Origin of the sequence: Rhodopseudomonas palustris (assembly GCF_013415845.1) — a bacterium.
GTDB classification, from domain to species: Bacteria; Pseudomonadota; Alphaproteobacteria; order Rhizobiales; family Xanthobacteraceae; genus Rhodopseudomonas; species Rhodopseudomonas palustris_F.
Genome location: NZ_CP058907.1, coordinates 1,616,486 through 1,633,053 on the forward strand (window position 1 = coordinate 1,616,486; position 16,568 = coordinate 1,633,053).

A 16,568-nucleotide genomic window follows, 5' to 3' on the forward strand; every position below is an offset into this window, starting at 1 on the left:
AAACACGAAGGGCTTCGGTTCTGGCGAACCGAAGCCCTTGTGATTTTCAAGCGTCAGTAAATCGGAGCGACTTACTTGAGGGTGGCCAGATAGGCGACCACGTCCTTACGCTGCTGCTCGTTGGCGAGCTTGAAGGTCATCTTGGTGACGCCGACCGCCTGATCAGCCTTACCCTTATCGGTCAGGAACTTCTTCAGGAACGCGTTCGGATCGTTCAGGTAGTTGATGATGTTGTCGGCGGTCCAGACCAGACCCGCTTCACCCGAATTGTGGTTCAGCGGCGAATAGGTGAAGCCAGCCGCGGTACCGGCCTTACGACCGACGACGCCGCCCAGAGCCGGACCGACCATGTTCTTGTCGGCGCGGTGGCAGGTCATGCACTGTTTGAACACCGCCTCACCCGCCTTGGCGTCCTGGGCCGAGGCAGTGCCGATCGACAGAGATCCGGCGGTAGCGGCGATGCTGAGAATTGTGAGAAGTTTTTTGACCACGTCTCTCTCCTTAAGAACCCGTCTTGGCGTCAAGCGACCCCGGGCCTCGTAGGCCACGACAAACAGTCGCATCCAAACCCGTTCTGATCGGTTCTGTAAAGTCGTTCTAACACGGTTGGACACCGATCGTTCGATGCGATTGTGCTAGATGACGTTGATCTGTCGAAATTATATTACCGGTTAGACAATTCGGCTAATTTTCCGTTCCCAGGCTGCAACCGACCCTTGTCAAGGGTGCGTAACCTGAATAAGTCCTTGGGAGCACGGCGGTGTTCTGGACAATGCGTCGTATTGACGCCCCGTCGTGTGCGAGCGGAGCTCATGGCGTCAAAGTCCGTTCATGCCGACATCACCCTTCTGCTCGATATGGAGGGTGTGATTCGCGAAGCCACCCTGTCTCCGACGATGGCGGCCGAGAGCGTGGACGGTTGGCTGGGGCGTCGCTGGAGCGACATCGCGGGCGCCGAAGGCGGCGACAAGGTTCGCCGCATGGTCGAAGACGCTCGCCGCAGCGGCATCTCGGCTTTCCGCCAGATCAATCAGCCTTTCCCGAGCGGCGTCGAAATCCCGATCGAATTCACCACGATGCTGCTGGGCGATCGCACCGGCATGATCGCGGTCGGCAAGAACATGCAGGCGGTCACCGAGCTGCATTCCCGGCTGATCGCTGCGCAGCAGGCGATGGAGCGCGACTATTGGCGGTTGCGTGAATTGGAGACTCGCTACCGCCTGGTGTTCGACGCCGCCGCCGATGCGGTGATGATCGTCTCCGCCGGCGACATGCGCATCGTCGAAGCCAACCGGGCGGCGGTGAATGCGATCAGCCGCGTCGAGCGCGGCAATGACGACCTTGCGGGGCGCGATTTCCTCGCCGAAGTGGCGGCTGCCGATCGCGATGCGGTGCGCGACATGCTGGCCCAGGTGCGCCAGCGCGGCACCGCACTCAGCGTCCTCGTTCATCTCGGCCGTTACGACCGCGCCTGGATGCTGCGCGGTTCGCTGATGTCGTCCGAGCGTCGCCAGGTTTTCCTGCTGCATTTCACCCCGGTGACCACGACTCCCGCGATCGACGACGTCGACGATGATGCCGTGCTGCGCGGGCTGATCGATCGCATTCCGGACGGGTTCGTCGCACTGGATTCTGAAGGCGTCGTTCGTCACGCCAACCAGGCGTTTCTCGATCTGGTGCAGATCGGCTCCAAGCCTGCGGCGGTCGGACGATCGCTGGGCGGCTGGATGGGCCGTCCGGGCGCCGATCTGTCCAGCTTGCTGACGCTGCTGCGGCGCTACAAGACGGTGCGGCTGTTCCAGACGACGATCCGCGGCGAGCTCGGCACCGAGACTGAAGTCGAGGTCTCGGCCGTCGACGGCGAGGACGACCAATACATCGGCGTTCTGATGCGCAATGTCGCGCGACGCCTCGACGCTGCGGACGACCACGATGCCTTGCGTCAGGCGCTCGGCCCGATCAGCAAGCAGCTCGGGCGATCCTCGCTGCGCAAGCTGGTGAAGAACGCCGTGAGCATTGTCGAGCAGCACTACGTGAAGGAAGCGCTGTTGCGATCCAAGGGCAATCGCACGGCAACTGCCGAACTGCTCGGATTGAGCCGGCAGAGCCTTTATGCAAAACTCAACCGCTACGGCTTCGACGACAAAGGTGTCGTTGCTTCTGCTGCCGACGGTGCAGAGGGCGCCTCAGACGACGCAGAGGATTGAGTGGCAGGTCATGCCTCTGGCAGCCCCGCATTCGGGACCGCCGATCTTTCGAATTGCGAACGTGAAGAGATCCACCTCGCCGGCTCGATCCAGCCGCATGGCGCGCTTCTGGTCGTCAGCGAGCCGGATCATCGCATCATCCAGGCCAGCGCCAACGCCGCGGAATTTCTGAATCTCGGAAGCGTGCTCGGCGTTCCGCTCGCCGAGATCGACGGCGATCTGTTGATCAAGATCCTGCCGCATCTCGATCCCACCGCCGAAGGCATGCCGGTCGCGGTGCGCTGCCGGATCGGCAATCCCTCCACGGAGTACGACGGTCTGATGCATCGGCCTCCGGAAGGCGGGCTGATCATCGAGCTCGAACGTGCCGGCCCGCCGATCGATCTGTCCGGCACGCTGGCGCCGGCGCTGGAGCGGATCCGCACGGCGGGCTCGCTGCGCGCGCTGTGCGATGACACCGCGCTGCTGTTTCAGCAGTGCACCGGCTACGACCGGGTGATGGTGTATCGCTTCGACGAGCAGGGCCACGGCGAAGTGTTCTCCGAGCGCCACGTGCCCGGGCTCGAATCCTATTTCGGCAACCGCTATCCGTCGTCGGACATTCCGCAGATGGCGCGGCGGCTGTACGAGCGGCAGCGCGTCCGCGTGCTGGTCGACGTCAGCTATCAGCCGGTGCCGCTGGAGCCGCGGCTGTCGCCGCTGACCGGGCGCGATCTCGACATGTCGGGCTGCTTCCTGCGCTCGATGTCGCCGATCCATCTGCAGTACCTGAAGAACATGGGCGTGCGCGCCACCCTGGTGGTGTCGCTGGTGGTCGGCGGCAAGCTGTGGGGCCTGGTTGCCTGTCACCATTATCTGCCGCGCTTCATCCATTTCGAGCTGCGGGCGATCTGCGAGCTGCTCGCCGAAGCGATCGCGACGCGGATCACCGCGCTTGAGAGCTTCGCGCAGAGCCAGTCGGAGCTGTTCGTGCAGCGGCTCGAACAGCGCATGATCGAAGCGATCACCCGTGAAGGCGATTGGCGCGCAGCGATTTTCGACACCAGCCAATCGATCCTGCAGCCGCTGCACGCCGCCGGTTGCGCGCTGGTGTACGAAGACCAGATCAGGACCATCGGCGACGTGCCTTCCACGCAGGATGTGCGCGAGATCGCCGGGTGGCTCGATCGCCAGCCGCGCGCGGCGGTGACCTCGACCGCGTCGCTCGGTCTCGACGTGCCGGAGCTCGCGCATCTGACGCGGATGGCGAGCGGCGTGGTCGCGGCGCCGATTTCGGATCATCGCGGCGAGTTTCTGATGTGGTTCCGCCCCGAGCGCATCCACACCGTTACCTGGGGCGGCGATCCGAAGAAGCCGTTCACGATGGGCGATACACCGGCGGATCTGTCGCCGCGGCGCTCCTTCGCCAAATGGCATCAGGTTGTCGAAGGCACGTCCGATCCGTGGACGGCCGCCGATCTCGCCGCGGCTCGCACCATCGGTCAGACCGTCGCCGACATCGTGCTGCAATTCCGCGCGGTGCGGACACTGATCGCCCGCGAACAGTACGAACAGTTTTCGTCCCAGGTGCACGCTTCGATGCAGCCGGTGCTGATCACCGACGCCGAAGGCCGCATCCTGCTGATGAACGACTCATTCCGCGACATGTTGCCGGCGGGTTCGCCATCCGCCGTCCATCTCGACGATCTCGCCGGGTTCTTCGTCGAATCGAACGATTTCCTGCGCAACGTCGCCGAACTGATCGATCACGGACGCGGGTGGCGCGGCGAAGTTCTGCTGCGCGGCGCCGGCAACCGCCCGTTGCCGCTGGCAGTGCGCGCCGATCCGGTGACGCGGACGGAGGACCAGTCGCTCGGCTTCGTGCTGATCTTCAGCGACGCTACCGATCGTCGCACCGCAGATGCCGCACGCACGCGTTTCCAGGAAGGTATTCTCGCCAGCGCACGTCCCGGCGTGCGGCTCGACTCCAAGTCCGACCTGTTGCACGAGAAGCTGCTGTCCGCGCTGGTCGAGAACGCGCAGCTTGCCGCATTGGAAATTACTTACGGCGTCGAGACCGGACGCATCGCCGAGCTGCTCGAAGGCGTCCGCCAGTCGATGCTGCGCACCGCCGAAGTGCTCGGCCATCTGGTGCAGCACGCGGCGCGCACGGCCGGCAGCGACAGCTCGAGCAATGGCTCGCAGAACAAGAAGTAGCGCTGCGTCTCTCAGCCGCAGGCGCGGCAAGCGCAGAGACTGGTTAGGCGTCGAGATGCTGCTGCACCGCGACCGACAGTGCGATGTTGCAGGTGAACGCCACCGCGCCTTCCTCGATCACCGCCGCCGCATCGGGAGCCGCAGCACCGGCCCGCTCCAGCGCCTCGCGATAGTCGGTCTTCAACGTCGCCGGATCACCGATTGCCGAAAAGTCGTAGTGGGCGAGTTCGCCGGCACTGAGCTGCATGGTCTTCTCCAGCAGCCGACGCACGATCTGTCCGCCGTTGAGGTCGCCGAGATAGCGGGTGTAGGCGTGCGCGATCAGGCGGCTGCCGTCGCCTTCGCTCACCTCCGCGATCCGCTCTGCATAGGCTTCGGCAGCCGGCAGCACCGGCAGCCGCTCGTGCCAATCCGCACCGGCAAGCGCGGCGAGGTCGGATTCGATCGCCGGCGTGCGTGCCAGCGGATGCGCGGCGAGCGGCGCCAGGATCGGATTGTCGCGGTGTCGCTCGATGCCGGCTTCGATCGCCCGATAGGCCGGATGTAGATTGCGCAGCAGCAGCGTGTAGCCGTCGCGCCCTGCGGTGCCGTGCAAAATCTCGGAGAGGATGCCCGATTTCTCGGCTTCGAGATGCAGCTGTCGGGTCCGCACATACAACGCGGTGACGACACTGTCCGCGCCGCGTTTCGCTGCTTCCACCACCATACCAGGCCTCCAATGCAGGAGGCCTTATAGCAGAAATCGAATCGCGAATGCGAACCCGCGTCAGCTCTTGTTCCGCGCGGCGTGGACCAGCGCGCGGGCGAGCCGCGGCGCGGTTGCCCCATCGACCGCATAACCGTCCGCTCCGATCGAGCGGATCAGTTCCGGCCGGAGCAGCAGCAGCGGGCCGCCGAGCAGGATTGCCACATCGCGATTGCGCGAGTCGCGGCGGATGTCCTGGACGTAGCGCTTGAGTTGATCGAGGTGGCGATCGCCGCCGACCGAAAAGCCGACGACGTCGAACATACGGTCCTGCACCAGGGACATCATCTCGCGACGCGTGTTGAAAGGGCCGGTCCAGATGTCCCAGCCGTCGCGCCTGAAGAACTCTGCGACCATCGTCAGCCCGAAGCTGTGTTGCTCGCCATCCAGCGTGGTCAACAGCACAGTGCCACCACCACTGGCACGGTGATCATCGGCAACGCTTTCGCCGAGATGGCGAAGAATTCGTTGCAGCCGACTAACCCCGAGCGTGACGTTGAGGAAGTTCGCGCTGTCGTGCTCCCACATCTCGCCGAGGCGCTGCGCGGCCGGCGCGAGCAGGTTGAGGAAGATCAATTCGGTGGCAGTCCCCCGCGCGATAAGACTCTCCACGTAGTCGAAGGCAGCAGTCTCGTCGTGACCGAGAACCAACAGGGTGAAGTGCTGCACACCGAAAGGCGTACCAGGATCGACCGGGGCGGACATGTTCGAAAACGAGATCGTGTGCAGCTTAATTCGGGAATGGGTGAGCGTTCGAAGCGATAGGGCAATGGCAGAGGTCTGGGGCCGGGGGCGTGCTCGCCAGAGCGGCTCCGGGATCGGAGGGGGTAGGGGTGTCACCGGGAGGGTGGCCGGTTCGGCGTCGGCAATGGCCGCGATCGGAGGGTCGTCCCAGTCCGTCATGAGCGGTACTCCCTGACCTTCGACTTAAGGCTGACGGCCGACAGACCGTCAAGTTTAATTTACGTATGGTTTGATTGACAGTGGCATGAGTGGAGACTAGCCTTTGTTGATCAGCCGCACTTTAGGGAGTGGCGCGGTGCATCATCCGTCAGCATCAGATCAAGAAAAAGAGGGTCTCGGTGCGACAGTCCCGGCCTCCCAATCTAACGTTCCGGTATCGCACCACCGCGACACGCACGTGTCAAACGTTCTTTACATGAAGAGCGCGGAGGGTGCTTTGCCGCACAATGGCACCGCTGGTGCGGTTTCTCAGCAAAAGCAGACGGTTAAGATGCTCTACACGCCCGAAGAGCGGGTTCGCCGGGACGCAACAAAATGGACGCTGGTGCAGGGCATCCTGGCGCCGGTCCAGTTCGTGGTCTTCCTGATCAGCCTCGGCCTGGTGCTCCGCTATCTCGGAACCGGCGACGGCTACGCCGCTGCGACCGTCTCGGTCGTGATCAAGACTTTGGTGCTCTACACCATCATGATCACCGGCGCGATTTGGGAGCGCGAAGTCTTCGGCTGTTACTTGTTCGCGCCCGCGTTCTTCTGGGAGGACGTGTTCAGTTTCCTGGTGCTGGCGCTGCACACCGTCTATCTGGTGATGCTGTTCCTCGGCCTCGGCGATGCGCGTGATCAGATGTACGTCGCGCTTGCGGCCTATGCGACTTACGTCGTCAACGCCACCCAGTTCGTGCTCAAGCTGCGCGCCGCGCGCCGCGACGAGCGTCTGGCTGGCCTGCGCGAGCCCTCGGTGTCCGGGAGCCGCGCATGACCGTTCATGTCACAGGTTGTTCGACCGCGACCGCGGATCAACTGGTGTCTCGCGAAATCCGCACCGAGAGCGGGCAACGCGAAGTGTTCTGCGGGCTGACCGGCATCGTCTGGCTGCATCGCAAGATTCAAGATGCGTTCTTCCTGGTGGTCGGTTCGCGCACCTGCGCGCATCTGGTCCAGTCGGCCGCCGGCGTGATGATCTTTGCCGAGCCGCGGTTCGGCACGGCGATCATGGAAGAGAAGGATCTCGCCGGTCTCACCGACGCCAATGACGAGCTCGACCGTGTGGTGACGCAGCTTCTGGCGCGTCGTCCGGACATCAAGCTGCTGTTTCTGGTCGGCTCGTGCCCGTCGGAAGTGATCAAGCTCGATCTGTCGCGCGCCGCGCTCCGCCTGTCGCAGCGGTTCTCACCCGGCGTTCGTATCCTCAACTACTCGGGCAGCGGCATCGAGACCACCTTCACCCAGGGTGAAGATGCCTGTTTGGCGTCGCTGGTGCCGGAACTGCCGGCCCAGACCGATACCAAGCCGTCGCTGCTGGTGGTCGGTTCGCTCGCCGACGTGGTGGAAGATCAGTTCGCGCGGATGTTCGAGGCGCTCGGCGTCGGCAACGTCGCGTTCTTCCCGCCGCGCAAATCGACCGCGCTGCCCAGCGTCGGACCGAACACCAAGATTCTGATGGCGCAGCCGTTCCTGCCCGACACCGTGCGGGCACTGGAAGAGCGCGGCGCCAAGCGTCTCGCGGCGCCGTTCCCGCTCGGCGTGGAAGGCACCACCGGCTGGCTGCGTGCGGCTGCCGATGCGTTCGGTGTCGACCCGGCGAAGTTCGAGCAAGTCACCGCGCCCAATCGCGCCCGCGCCGAGCGCGCGCTCTCTGCGTTCAAGAGCGAGCTCGGCGGCCGGCGAATCTTCTTCTTCCCCGACTCGCAGCTCGAGATCCCGCTGGCGCGCTTCCTGTCGCGTGAACTCGACATGCAGCTCGTCGAAGTCGCCACGCCGTATCTGCACCGCGAACATCTCGCCGAAGAGCTGAAGTTGTTGCCGATCGAAGTCGCGCTGACCGAAGGTCAGGACGTCGACGATCAGCTCGACCGCTGCCGCATCGCGCGTCCCGATATCGTGGTGTGCGGCCTCGGCCTCGCCAATCCGCTCGAAGCGGAAGGCATCACCACCAAATGGTCGATCGAACTCGTGTTCACCCCGATCCAGGGTTACGAGCAGGCGGCCGATCTCGCTGAATTGTTCGCGCGGCCGCTGGTGCGGCGCGCCAAGTTGGTGGCCTGACCATGCAGCTCACCGTATGGACCTATGAAGGCCCTCCCCATGTCGGCGCGATGCGCGTTGCCACGGGTATGGAGAAATTGCACTACGTGCTGCACGCTCCGCAGGGCGACACCTACGCCGATCTGTTGTTCACGATGATCGAGCGCCGCAACAAGCGGCCGCCGGTGACCTACACGACGTTCGCCGCGCGCGATCTCGGCAAGGACACCGCCGAGCTGTTCATGAGCGCGGCCCGCAATGCCTATGCGCGCTTCAAGCCGCAGGCGATGATCGTCGGCGCGTCCTGCACCGGCTCGCTGATTCAGGACGATCCGGGCGGGCTCGCCAAGTCGCTCGGGTTCTCGATCCCGGTGATCCCGATCGATCTGCCGGCGTATCAGCGCAAGGAAAACTGGGGCGCGTCCGAGACGTTCTATCAGCTGGTGCGCGCGATCGCCGGCCCGAAGGCGCCGCCGCCCGGCACCAAGCGTGCTGAGCGCGCGCCGGGCCAGCGCGCCAAGTGCAATCTGCTCGGGCCGACCGCGCTCGGCTTCCGCCATCGCGACGACATCACCGAAATCACCAGGCTGCTCGGCCAGCTCGGCATTGACGTGAACGTGGTGGCGCCGATGGGCGCGACGCCAGCGGATCTGACCCGTCTCGGCGAGGCCGACTTCAACGTCGTGCTGTATCCGGAAGTCGCCTCGCAGGCGGCGTCCTGGCTGCAGCGGATCTTCCATCAACCGTTCACCAAGACGATTCCGATCGGCGTGTCGGCGACGCGCGAATTCGTGCGCGAAGTCGCGGGCCTTGCCGGCGTCGATCCGGAGCCGGTGCTGGCTGCGGCCTCGACCCGGCTGCCGTGGTACTCGCATTCGGTCGACTCGACCTACCTGACCAACAAGCGCGTCTTTATCTTCGGCGATGCCACCCATGCGATCGCCTCGGCGCGAATCGCGTCGGAGGAGCTTGGCTTCAAGGTGGTCGGGCTCGGCACCTACAGCCGTGAATTCGGCCGCGACGTCCGCGAGGCGGCGGCGAAATACGGCGTCGAGGCGCTGATCACCGACGACTATCTCGAAGTCGAAGCCAAGGTCGCCGAACTGCATCCGGAGCTGGTGCTCGGGACCCAGATGGAGCGCCACATCGCCAAGCGCCTCGGCGTGCCCTGCGCGGTGATCTCGGCGCCGGTGCACGTCCAGGATTTCCCCGCGCGCTATGCGCCGCAGATGGGATTCGAAGGCGCCAATGTGATCTTCGACACCTGGGTCCATCCGCTGATGATGGGCCTCGAAGAGCATCTTCTGGCGATGTTCAAGGACGATTTCGAATTCAAGGACGGCGCGCTACCGTCACATCTCGGCACCGGCCACGCACCGGCTTCCGCGCCCGCAGCGGCGGAGGTCGCCGTTGCGCTGCCGCAAAGCGCGCCGGTTCTCGACGGTGCAGCATCTAACCCGGCTCCGGTCGCAACCGCCCCCACAGGGGCCGTGTGGGCGCCGGAAGCCGAAAAGGAACTGCTGAAGATACCGTTCTTCGTCCGCGGCAAGGCTCGCCGAAATACCGAGCGCTTCGCCAACGAAAACGGTGTCGCAACCATTACTGTCGAGACCTTGTACGATGCCAAAGCGCACTTCGCCCGCTGACAAGACCCCGGTTCGGGTCGTCATCGTCACGCTGGACAGCCATTTGTCCGGTGCCGCCGCACGTGCTCGCAACGTGTTGCGGAAGGATTATCCCGGAATCGAGCTGACGGTGCACTCCGCCGACGAGTGGGGGAGCGACGGACACGCGCTGCAGCGCTGCCTCGCCGACATCGCCACCGGCGACATCATCATCGCCACCATGCTGTTCATGGACGATCACGTCCGTGCGGTAATGCCGGCGCTGCAGGCGCGGCGCACCGAATGCGACGCGATGGTGTGCTGCATGTCGGCCTCCGAGGTGGTGAAGCTCACCCACATCGGCAAGTTCGACATGAGCGCCGAAGCGCTCGGCATGATCAATTGGTTGAAGAAGCTGCGCGGCAAGAAGCACGAGGGCTCGGCCGGCAAGGGCGAGATGAAGATGCTGCGGCAGCTGCCGAAGCTGCTCCGCTTCGTGCCCGGCACCGCGCAGGACATGCGCGCCTACTTCCTGACGCTGCAGTACTGGCTGGCCGGTTGCGAGCAGAACATCGCCAATATGGTGCGGTTGCTGATCGACCGCTACGCGAGCGGTCCGCGCAAGGGTCTGCGCGGCGTCGCCAAGGTCGAGCCGCCGCTCGAATATCCAGATATCGGGGTGTACCACCCGAAGATGAAGGGCCGGATTGCCGAGTCGGTCGACAAGCTGCCGACGGGCCCGAGCGAGGCCAAGGGCACGGTCGGCGTGCTGCTGCTGCGCTCCTATCTGCTCGCCGGCAATGCCGGGCATTATGACGGCATGCTGGAGACGTTCGAGGCCAAGGGCCTGCGCGTGATTCCGGTGTTCGCTTCGGGCCTCGATCAGCGCCCGGCGATCGAGCAGTTCTTCATCAAGAACGGCCGTCCCACGGTCGATGCGGTGGTGTCGCTCACCGGCTTCTCGCTGGTCGGCGGTCCCGCCTACAACGACTCCAAGGCGGCCGAAGACATCCTCGCCGCGCTCGACGTGCCGTATCTGTCGGCGCATCCGGTCGAGTTCCAGACGCTGGAGCAGTGGGCGACGTCCGATCGCGGCCTGATGCCGGTGGAAAGCACCATCATGGTGGCGATCCCCGAGCTCGACGGCTGTTCCAACCCGATGGTCTATGGCGGCCGCTCCGACGGCGGCGACGTCGCCTGCCCGGGCTGCGAGAAGTTCTGCAAGTTCGAGCGCAACGAAAGCGGCGGCGACATGCATGTCTGCAGCGAGCGCGCCGAAATGCTGGCGTCGCGCACCGCCAAGCTGGTGGCGCTGCGCCGGAGCGAACGCAAGGACCGCAAGGTCGCTGCGGTGCTGTTCAACTTCCCGCCGAACGCCGGCAACACCGGCACCGCGGCGTTCCTCGGCGTGTTCGAGTCGCTGTTCAACACGCTGAAGGCGATGAAGGCCGAAGGCTACACCGTCGAGGTCCCCGAAAGCGTCGACGCGCTGCGTGAGGCGATCATCAACGGCAATGCGGCACGGTTCGGCGCCAATGCCAACGTCCATGCCCGCGTGATGGCCGGCGATCACGTCAAGAACGAACGCTATCTGCGGGAGATCGAAGCGCAGTGGGGTCCGGCGCCCGGCAAGCAGCAGAGCGACGGCTCGTCGATCTTCATTCTCGGCGAGCGCTTCGGCAACGTGTTCGTCGGCGTGCAGCCGGCGTTCGGTTACGAAGGCGACCCGATGCGGCTGCTGTTCGAGAAGGGGTTTGCGCCGACGCATGCCTTCTCGGCGTTCTATCGCTGGATCAAGCAGGATTTCGGCGCCCACGCGGTGCTGCATTTCGGCACCCACGGCGCGCTGGAATTCATGCCCGGCAAGCAGACCGGCCTGTCCGGCACCTGCTGGCCCGACCGCATGATCGGCGATCTGCCGAACATGTATCTGTACGCCTCCAACAACCCGTCCGAAGGCGCGATCGCCAAGCGGCGGTCGGCGGCGACGCTGGTCAGCTACCTGACTCCGCCGGTCGCGCATGCCGGCCTGTATCGCGGGCTGCTCGAGCTGAAGTCTTCGCTGGAGCGCTGGCGCGGCCTGACGCCGGAGGAAGAGACCGAGCGCGCGAATCTCGCGACGCTGGTGCAGGCGCAGGCCGCCGGCCTCGACCTTGCCCCGGCCGAGCCGGCCTGGACCGCCGAAGAGGCGGGGGCGACCATCGCCAAGCTCGCCGACGCCGTGCTCGAGATGGAATACGCGCTGATCCCGCACGGCCTCCATGTGGTCGGCAATGTGCCGTCCGAAGAGGAGCGGGTCGAGACGCTGGAAGCCGTTGCCGATGCGATGCACGGCAAGCGCCCCGACAAGTCCTTGCTCGAAGCGCTGGTGCGCGGCGGCCATCCCGAACATCTGTCCGGCAATGGTCCCGAGGCTCAGGCCAATCTCGACATGCTCAAGGAGCTGGCCGGGATCGACAAACTGCTCGCCGAAGATCACGAACTCGCCGCGATCCTGCGCGCGCTCGACGGCAAGTTCATCCGTCCGGCGCCGGGCGGTGACCTGCTGCGTACGCCCGCGGTGCTGCCGACCGGCCGCAACCTGCACGGCTTTGATCCGTTCCGGATTCCGTCGGCCTACGCGCTCCAGGACGGCGCCAAGCAGGCGCAGCGGCTGATCGACAAGCACATCGCCGAGGGCAATCCGCTGCCCGAGACGGTCGCGATCGTGCTGTGGGGCACCGACAACCTCAAGAACGAAGGCGCGCCGATCGGCCAAGCGCTGGCGCTGATGGGAGCCCGGCCGCGGTTCGACGGCTACGGCCGTCTCGCCGGCGCCGACCTGATCCCGCTCGAAGAGCTGGGCCGGCCGCGGATCGACGTGATCATCACGATGTCGGGCATCTTCCGCGACCTGCTGCCGCTGCAGATCAAGCTGCTCGCCGAAGCCGCCTTCATGGCGGCGAGTGCCGAGGAGCCGGCCGACCAGAACTTCATCCGCAAGCATTCGCTGGCCTACCAGGCCGAGCACAAATGCGACATGGAGACGGCGTCGCTGCGGGTGTTCGGCAATGCCGACGGTGCCTACGGCTCCAACGTCAACCATTTGGTCGAGAACAGCCGCTGGGAAGACGAGGACGAGCTCGCCGAGACCTATACCAAGCGCAAGAGCTTCGCTTACGGTCTCAAGGGCCAGCCGGTGCAGCACGCCGAACTGCTCAAGAGCGCGCTCGCCGACGTCGATCTCGCCTATCAGAATCTCGACTCGGTCGAGCTCGGCGTCACCACCGTCGATCACTACTTCGACACGCTCGGCGGCATCAGCCGCGCGGTGCGCAAGGCGAAGGGCGGCCAGGCTGCGCCGGTGTATATCGGCGATCAGACCCGCGGCGCCGGCACCGTCCGGACGCTGTCGGAGCAGGTCGCACTCGAGACTCGCACTCGGATGCTGAATCCGAAGTGGTACGAGGGCATGCTCAAGCATGGCTACGAAGGCGTGCGCCAGATCGAAGAGCACGTGACAAATACTATGGGCTGGTCGGCAACCACGGGTGAAGTCGCGCCGTGGGTGTACAAGCAGCTCACCGAGACCTTCGTGCTCGACCCTGAAATGCGGGCACGCCTCGCCGCGCTCAATCCGGTGGCTTCGGCGAAGGTCGCCAACCGCCTGATTGAAGCGCACGAACGCAACTACTGGTCTCCGGACCCGGAAATGCTCGAGACCCTGCGCAAGGCAGGCGAAGAGCTCGAGGATCGCCTGGAAGGCGTGGGAGTGGCCGCATGAACATCCTGACTGATCCCAATAAGCTCAAGACCTCGGGCTGCGCCGACGTCAACGCGTCGAAATGCGCCGAGGGCGACGGCGAGGGCAGTGTCCAGGTCCAGCTCGACCCCAACCTCAACATCGGCACCGCCAAGGTGTTCTCGATCTACGGCAAGGGCGGCATCGGCAAGAGCACGACCTCGTCGAACCTGTCGGTGGCGTTCTCCAAGCTGGGCAAGCGCGTGCTGCAGATCGGCTGCGATCCGAAGCACGACTCCACCTTCACGCTCACCAAGAAGCTGATGCCGACGGTGATCGACGTCTTGGAGTCGGTGAACTTCCACTCCGAGGAGGTACGCCCCGAAGACTTCGTGTTCGAGGGCTACAACGGCGTGATGTGCGTCGAGGCAGGCGGTCCGCCGGCCGGCACCGGCTGCGGCGGCTACGTCGTCGGCCAGACCGTCAAGCTTTTGAAGGAGCACCACCTGCTCGAAGATACCGACGTGGTGATCTTCGACGTGCTCGGTGACGTGGTGTGCGGCGGCTTCGCCTCGCCGCTGCAGCATTCCGAGCGGGCGATGATCGTTGCCGCCAACGATTTCGATTCGATCTTCGCCGCCAACCGCATCGCCGCGGCGATCCAAGCGAAGTCGAAGAATTATGCCGTCCGTCTGGCGGGAGTGATTGCCAATCGCAGCCGCGAAACCGACCAGATCGACAAGTTCGGCGAGCGCACCGGCATCAAGCGCGTCGCGCATCTGCCGGATCTGGATGTCATCCGAAAGAGCCGTCTGAAAAAGATGACGCTTTTTGAGATGGATCACACCCCAGAAATTGAAGCTGTGCAAAATGAGTATCTTCGGCTCGCGACGGAATTGTGGGAGGCGAAGGAACCCCCGGTCCAGGGCAAGCCGCTGAAGGATCGCGACATCTTTGATCTCTTGGGATTTGATTGATGGCGTTGGGCAGCTACATCGAGCGACGCGGCGAGCTTGAAACCTATTTCGATCGCACCGCGGCCGACACCTGGGCCAAGCTGACGTCGGATGCTCCCGTCAGCGGCATTCGCGCCACCGTGCGCGCCGGCCGCGACGAAATGCGCAACACGCTGCTGTCGTGGCTTCCCGCCGACATGACCGGCACCCGGCTGCTCGACGCCGGTTGCGGCACCGGCGCGCTGTCGATCGAGGCGGCGCGGCGCGGTGCCAAGATCGTTGCGATCGATCTGTCGCCGACATTGGTGGCGGTGGCGCGCGAGCGTCTGCCGGACGACATCGATCCGGCCGCGATCGACTTCCGCTCCGGCGACATGCTCGACCCCGAACTCGGCGAGTTCGACTTCGTGGTCGCGATGGACTCGCTGATCCACTACCTGCCGCACGACATCTGCCGCATGTTGGCGACGCTGGCGTCGCGCACCCGGCAATCGATGGCGGTGACGTTCGCGCCGAAGACTCCGCTGCTGACGCTGATGCATTTCGTCGGCGGTTTCTTCCCGCGCGCAGACCGTGCGCCGGCGATCGAGCCGATCAGCGAAAAGACGCTTCGTGGCCTGGTGGCGGAAGATCCGCTGCTGGCGCAATGGCAGCCCGGCCGCACCCATCGGGTGTCGTCCGGCTTCTATACCTCGCAGGCCCTGGAGATGGTTCGACGATGAGCCAAGTGGCGGCGACTTTGGCGAAAGGCTGGATGCGTCTCGGGACGCGTTTCCTGCCGTTCGCTGACGCGGCGACGAAGGAGCTTCCGCTCGGTCGTCTGCTGCGTCTGTCGCTGTTCCAGGTCTCGGTTGGTGCTTCGATCGTTCTGCTCAACGGCACCCTCAATCGGGTGATGATCGTCGAGCTCGGCGTTACCACACTGCTCGTTTCGCTGATGGTGTCGCTGCCGCTGGTGTTCGCGCCGTTCCGCGTGCTGATCGGCTTCAAGTCCGACCATCACCGCTCGGTGCTCGGCTGGCGCCGGGTGCCGTACATCTGGATGGGCACGCTGCTGCAATTCGGCGGCTTCGCCATCATGCCGTTCGCGCTGCTGGTGCTGTCGGGCGAGGGCGCTTATCCGGCGGTGTACGGTCAGTTCGGCGCAGCGCTGGCGTTCCTCTTGGTCGGCGCCGGCCTGCACACCACACAGACCGCCGGTCTTGCGCTCGCCACCGACATCGCGCCGGAAGACTCGCGGCCGCGGGTCGTGGCGTTTCTGTATGTGATGCTGCTGATCGGCATGACCGGCAGCGCCGTGATCTTCAGCGAACTGCTGCGCGACTTCAGCGAGCTCAAGCTCATTCAGGTGATTCAGGGCGTTGCGGTGGTGCAGCTGCTGCTGAACATCGTTGCGTTGTGGAAGCAGGAAGCCCGTAACCCGGCACTGACCGCCGCCTCGCGGCAGCGTCCGCAGTTCGGCGAGTCCTGGGCGCAGTTCCGCGCTGCCGGCGGCTCGACCCGGATGCTGGTAGCGGTGGCGCTCGGCACAGCCGGCTTTTCGATGCAGGACATTTTGCTGGAGCCGTTCGGCGCGCAGGTGCTGCAGCTCACCGTCGGTCAGACCACGGCGCTCACGGCATTCTTCGCAATCGGCACGCTCGCCGGCTTTGCGCTGGCGGCGCGGACGCTCGGCCGCGGCGGCGATCCGTATCGGCTCGCAGGGCTCGGTGCGATGATCGGCATGTTCGCCTTCGCAGCGGTGGTGATTTCGGCGCCGGCGCAGTCGGTGCTGCTGTTCCGTGTCGGCACTGCGCTGATCGGTCTCGGCGGCGGCCTGTTTGCGGCCGGCACGCTGACCGCGGCAATGGCCGTCGCGTCAGGCAGCGACTCGGGAATGGCGCTCGGCACGTGGGGCGCAGTGCAGGCAACCGCCGCCGGCGGCGGAATCCTGCTCGGCGGCGGCATTCGCGACGCCGTCGCTTCGCTCGCCAGTGACGGCACGCTTGGTGCCGTGCTGTCGGGGCCGGCAATTGGTTACTGCTTCGTTTACTACATCGAGATCGCGTTGCTGTTTGCAACGCTTGTTGCGGTCGGTCCGCTCGTGCGCACGACACGAACGAACTACGCGCAGTCGTCAGCCAAATTCGGCCTTGCCGAATTTCCAGGTTAACT

At 64.9% G+C, this 16,568-nt stretch carries 12 protein-coding genes; 9 read left to right on the plus strand and 3 right to left on the minus strand.

From position 1 onward, the window contains the following. Positions 1-71 precede the first annotated feature (71 nt). Positions 72-491, minus strand: a complete 420-nt coding sequence (locus HZF03_RS07525) for a c-type cytochrome (RefSeq protein WP_011157096.1) — start codon at positions 489-491, stop codon at positions 72-74. A 321-nt stretch (positions 492-812) separates the two neighbouring features. Between HZF03_RS07525 and ppsR the strand changes: the two genes are divergently transcribed. Both ppsR and HZF03_RS07535 read left to right on the plus strand, forming a co-directional pair. Further along, positions 813-2,207, plus strand: coding sequence for a transcriptional regulator PpsR (ppsR, locus tag HZF03_RS07530; protein WP_119019445.1), 1,395 nt, complete (start codon positions 813-815; stop codon positions 2,205-2,207). Beyond that, on the plus strand, positions 2,208-4,403 hold the full coding sequence (locus HZF03_RS07535; protein ID WP_119019444.1) for a GAF domain-containing protein: 2,196 nt from the start codon (positions 2,208-2,210) through the stop codon (positions 4,401-4,403). It begins immediately after the preceding gene. A 43-nt stretch (positions 4,404-4,446) separates the two neighbouring features. On the opposite strand, the gene HZF03_RS07540 is transcribed toward HZF03_RS07535, so the two are convergent. Next, on the minus strand, positions 4,447-5,109 hold the full coding sequence (locus tag HZF03_RS07540; RefSeq protein ID WP_119019443.1) for a biliverdin-producing heme oxygenase: 663 nt from the start codon (positions 5,107-5,109) through the stop codon (positions 4,447-4,449). A gap of 60 nt (positions 5,110-5,169) precedes the next feature. After that, positions 5,170-6,051 (minus strand): cobalamin B12-binding domain-containing protein, encoded by an 882-nt coding sequence (locus HZF03_RS07545; RefSeq protein WP_119019442.1) that lies wholly within the window; start codon positions 6,049-6,051, stop codon positions 5,170-5,172. 331 nt (positions 6,052-6,382) lie between these two features. On the opposite strand from HZF03_RS07545, the gene bchF reads away from it, so the two are divergent. From bchF to HZF03_RS07580, 7 genes are read left to right on the plus strand one after another with little or no spacing between them, the layout of a single operon-like run. Beyond that, positions 6,383-6,868: a 2-vinyl bacteriochlorophyllide hydratase gene (gene bchF, locus HZF03_RS07550; RefSeq protein WP_011157100.1), complete on the plus strand. Its 486-nt coding sequence runs from the start codon at positions 6,383-6,385 to the stop codon at positions 6,866-6,868. Beyond that, positions 6,865-8,154 carry a ferredoxin:protochlorophyllide reductase (ATP-dependent) subunit N gene (locus tag HZF03_RS07555; protein WP_011157101.1) on the plus strand — a complete coding sequence of 430 codons (1,290 nt, stop codon included), beginning with the start codon at positions 6,865-6,867 and terminating at the stop codon, positions 8,152-8,154. The genes bchF and HZF03_RS07555 overlap by 4 nt, the downstream gene beginning before the upstream one ends. 2 nt (positions 8,155-8,156) lie before the next feature. Further along, entirely contained in the window at positions 8,157-9,779 is a 1,623-nt protein-coding gene (gene bchB / locus HZF03_RS07560) for a ferredoxin:protochlorophyllide reductase (ATP-dependent) subunit B (RefSeq protein ID WP_104512190.1), read from the plus strand. After that, the gene (locus tag HZF03_RS07565) at positions 9,754-13,500 is read left to right on the plus strand and encodes a magnesium chelatase subunit H (RefSeq protein ID WP_119019441.1); all 3,747 of its coding nucleotides are present in this window, start codon (positions 9,754-9,756) and stop codon (positions 13,498-13,500) included. Before bchB ends, HZF03_RS07565 begins: the two co-directional genes overlap by 26 nt. After that, positions 13,497-14,435 (plus strand): ferredoxin:protochlorophyllide reductase (ATP-dependent) iron-sulfur ATP-binding protein, encoded by a 939-nt coding sequence (gene bchL, locus HZF03_RS07570; RefSeq protein ID WP_011157104.1) that lies wholly within the window; start codon positions 13,497-13,499, stop codon positions 14,433-14,435. The genes HZF03_RS07565 and bchL overlap by 4 nt, the downstream gene beginning before the upstream one ends. Then, complete coding sequence (bchM, locus tag HZF03_RS07575) at positions 14,435-15,136, plus strand: magnesium protoporphyrin IX methyltransferase (protein WP_011157105.1); 702 nt, start codon at positions 14,435-14,437, stop codon at positions 15,134-15,136. Before bchL ends, bchM begins: the two co-directional genes overlap by 1 nt. Then, complete coding sequence (locus tag HZF03_RS07580; RefSeq protein ID WP_119019440.1) at positions 15,133-16,566, plus strand: BCD family MFS transporter; 1,434 nt, start codon at positions 15,133-15,135, stop codon at positions 16,564-16,566. Before bchM ends, HZF03_RS07580 begins: the two co-directional genes overlap by 4 nt. Positions 16,567-16,568 lie beyond the last annotated feature (2 nt).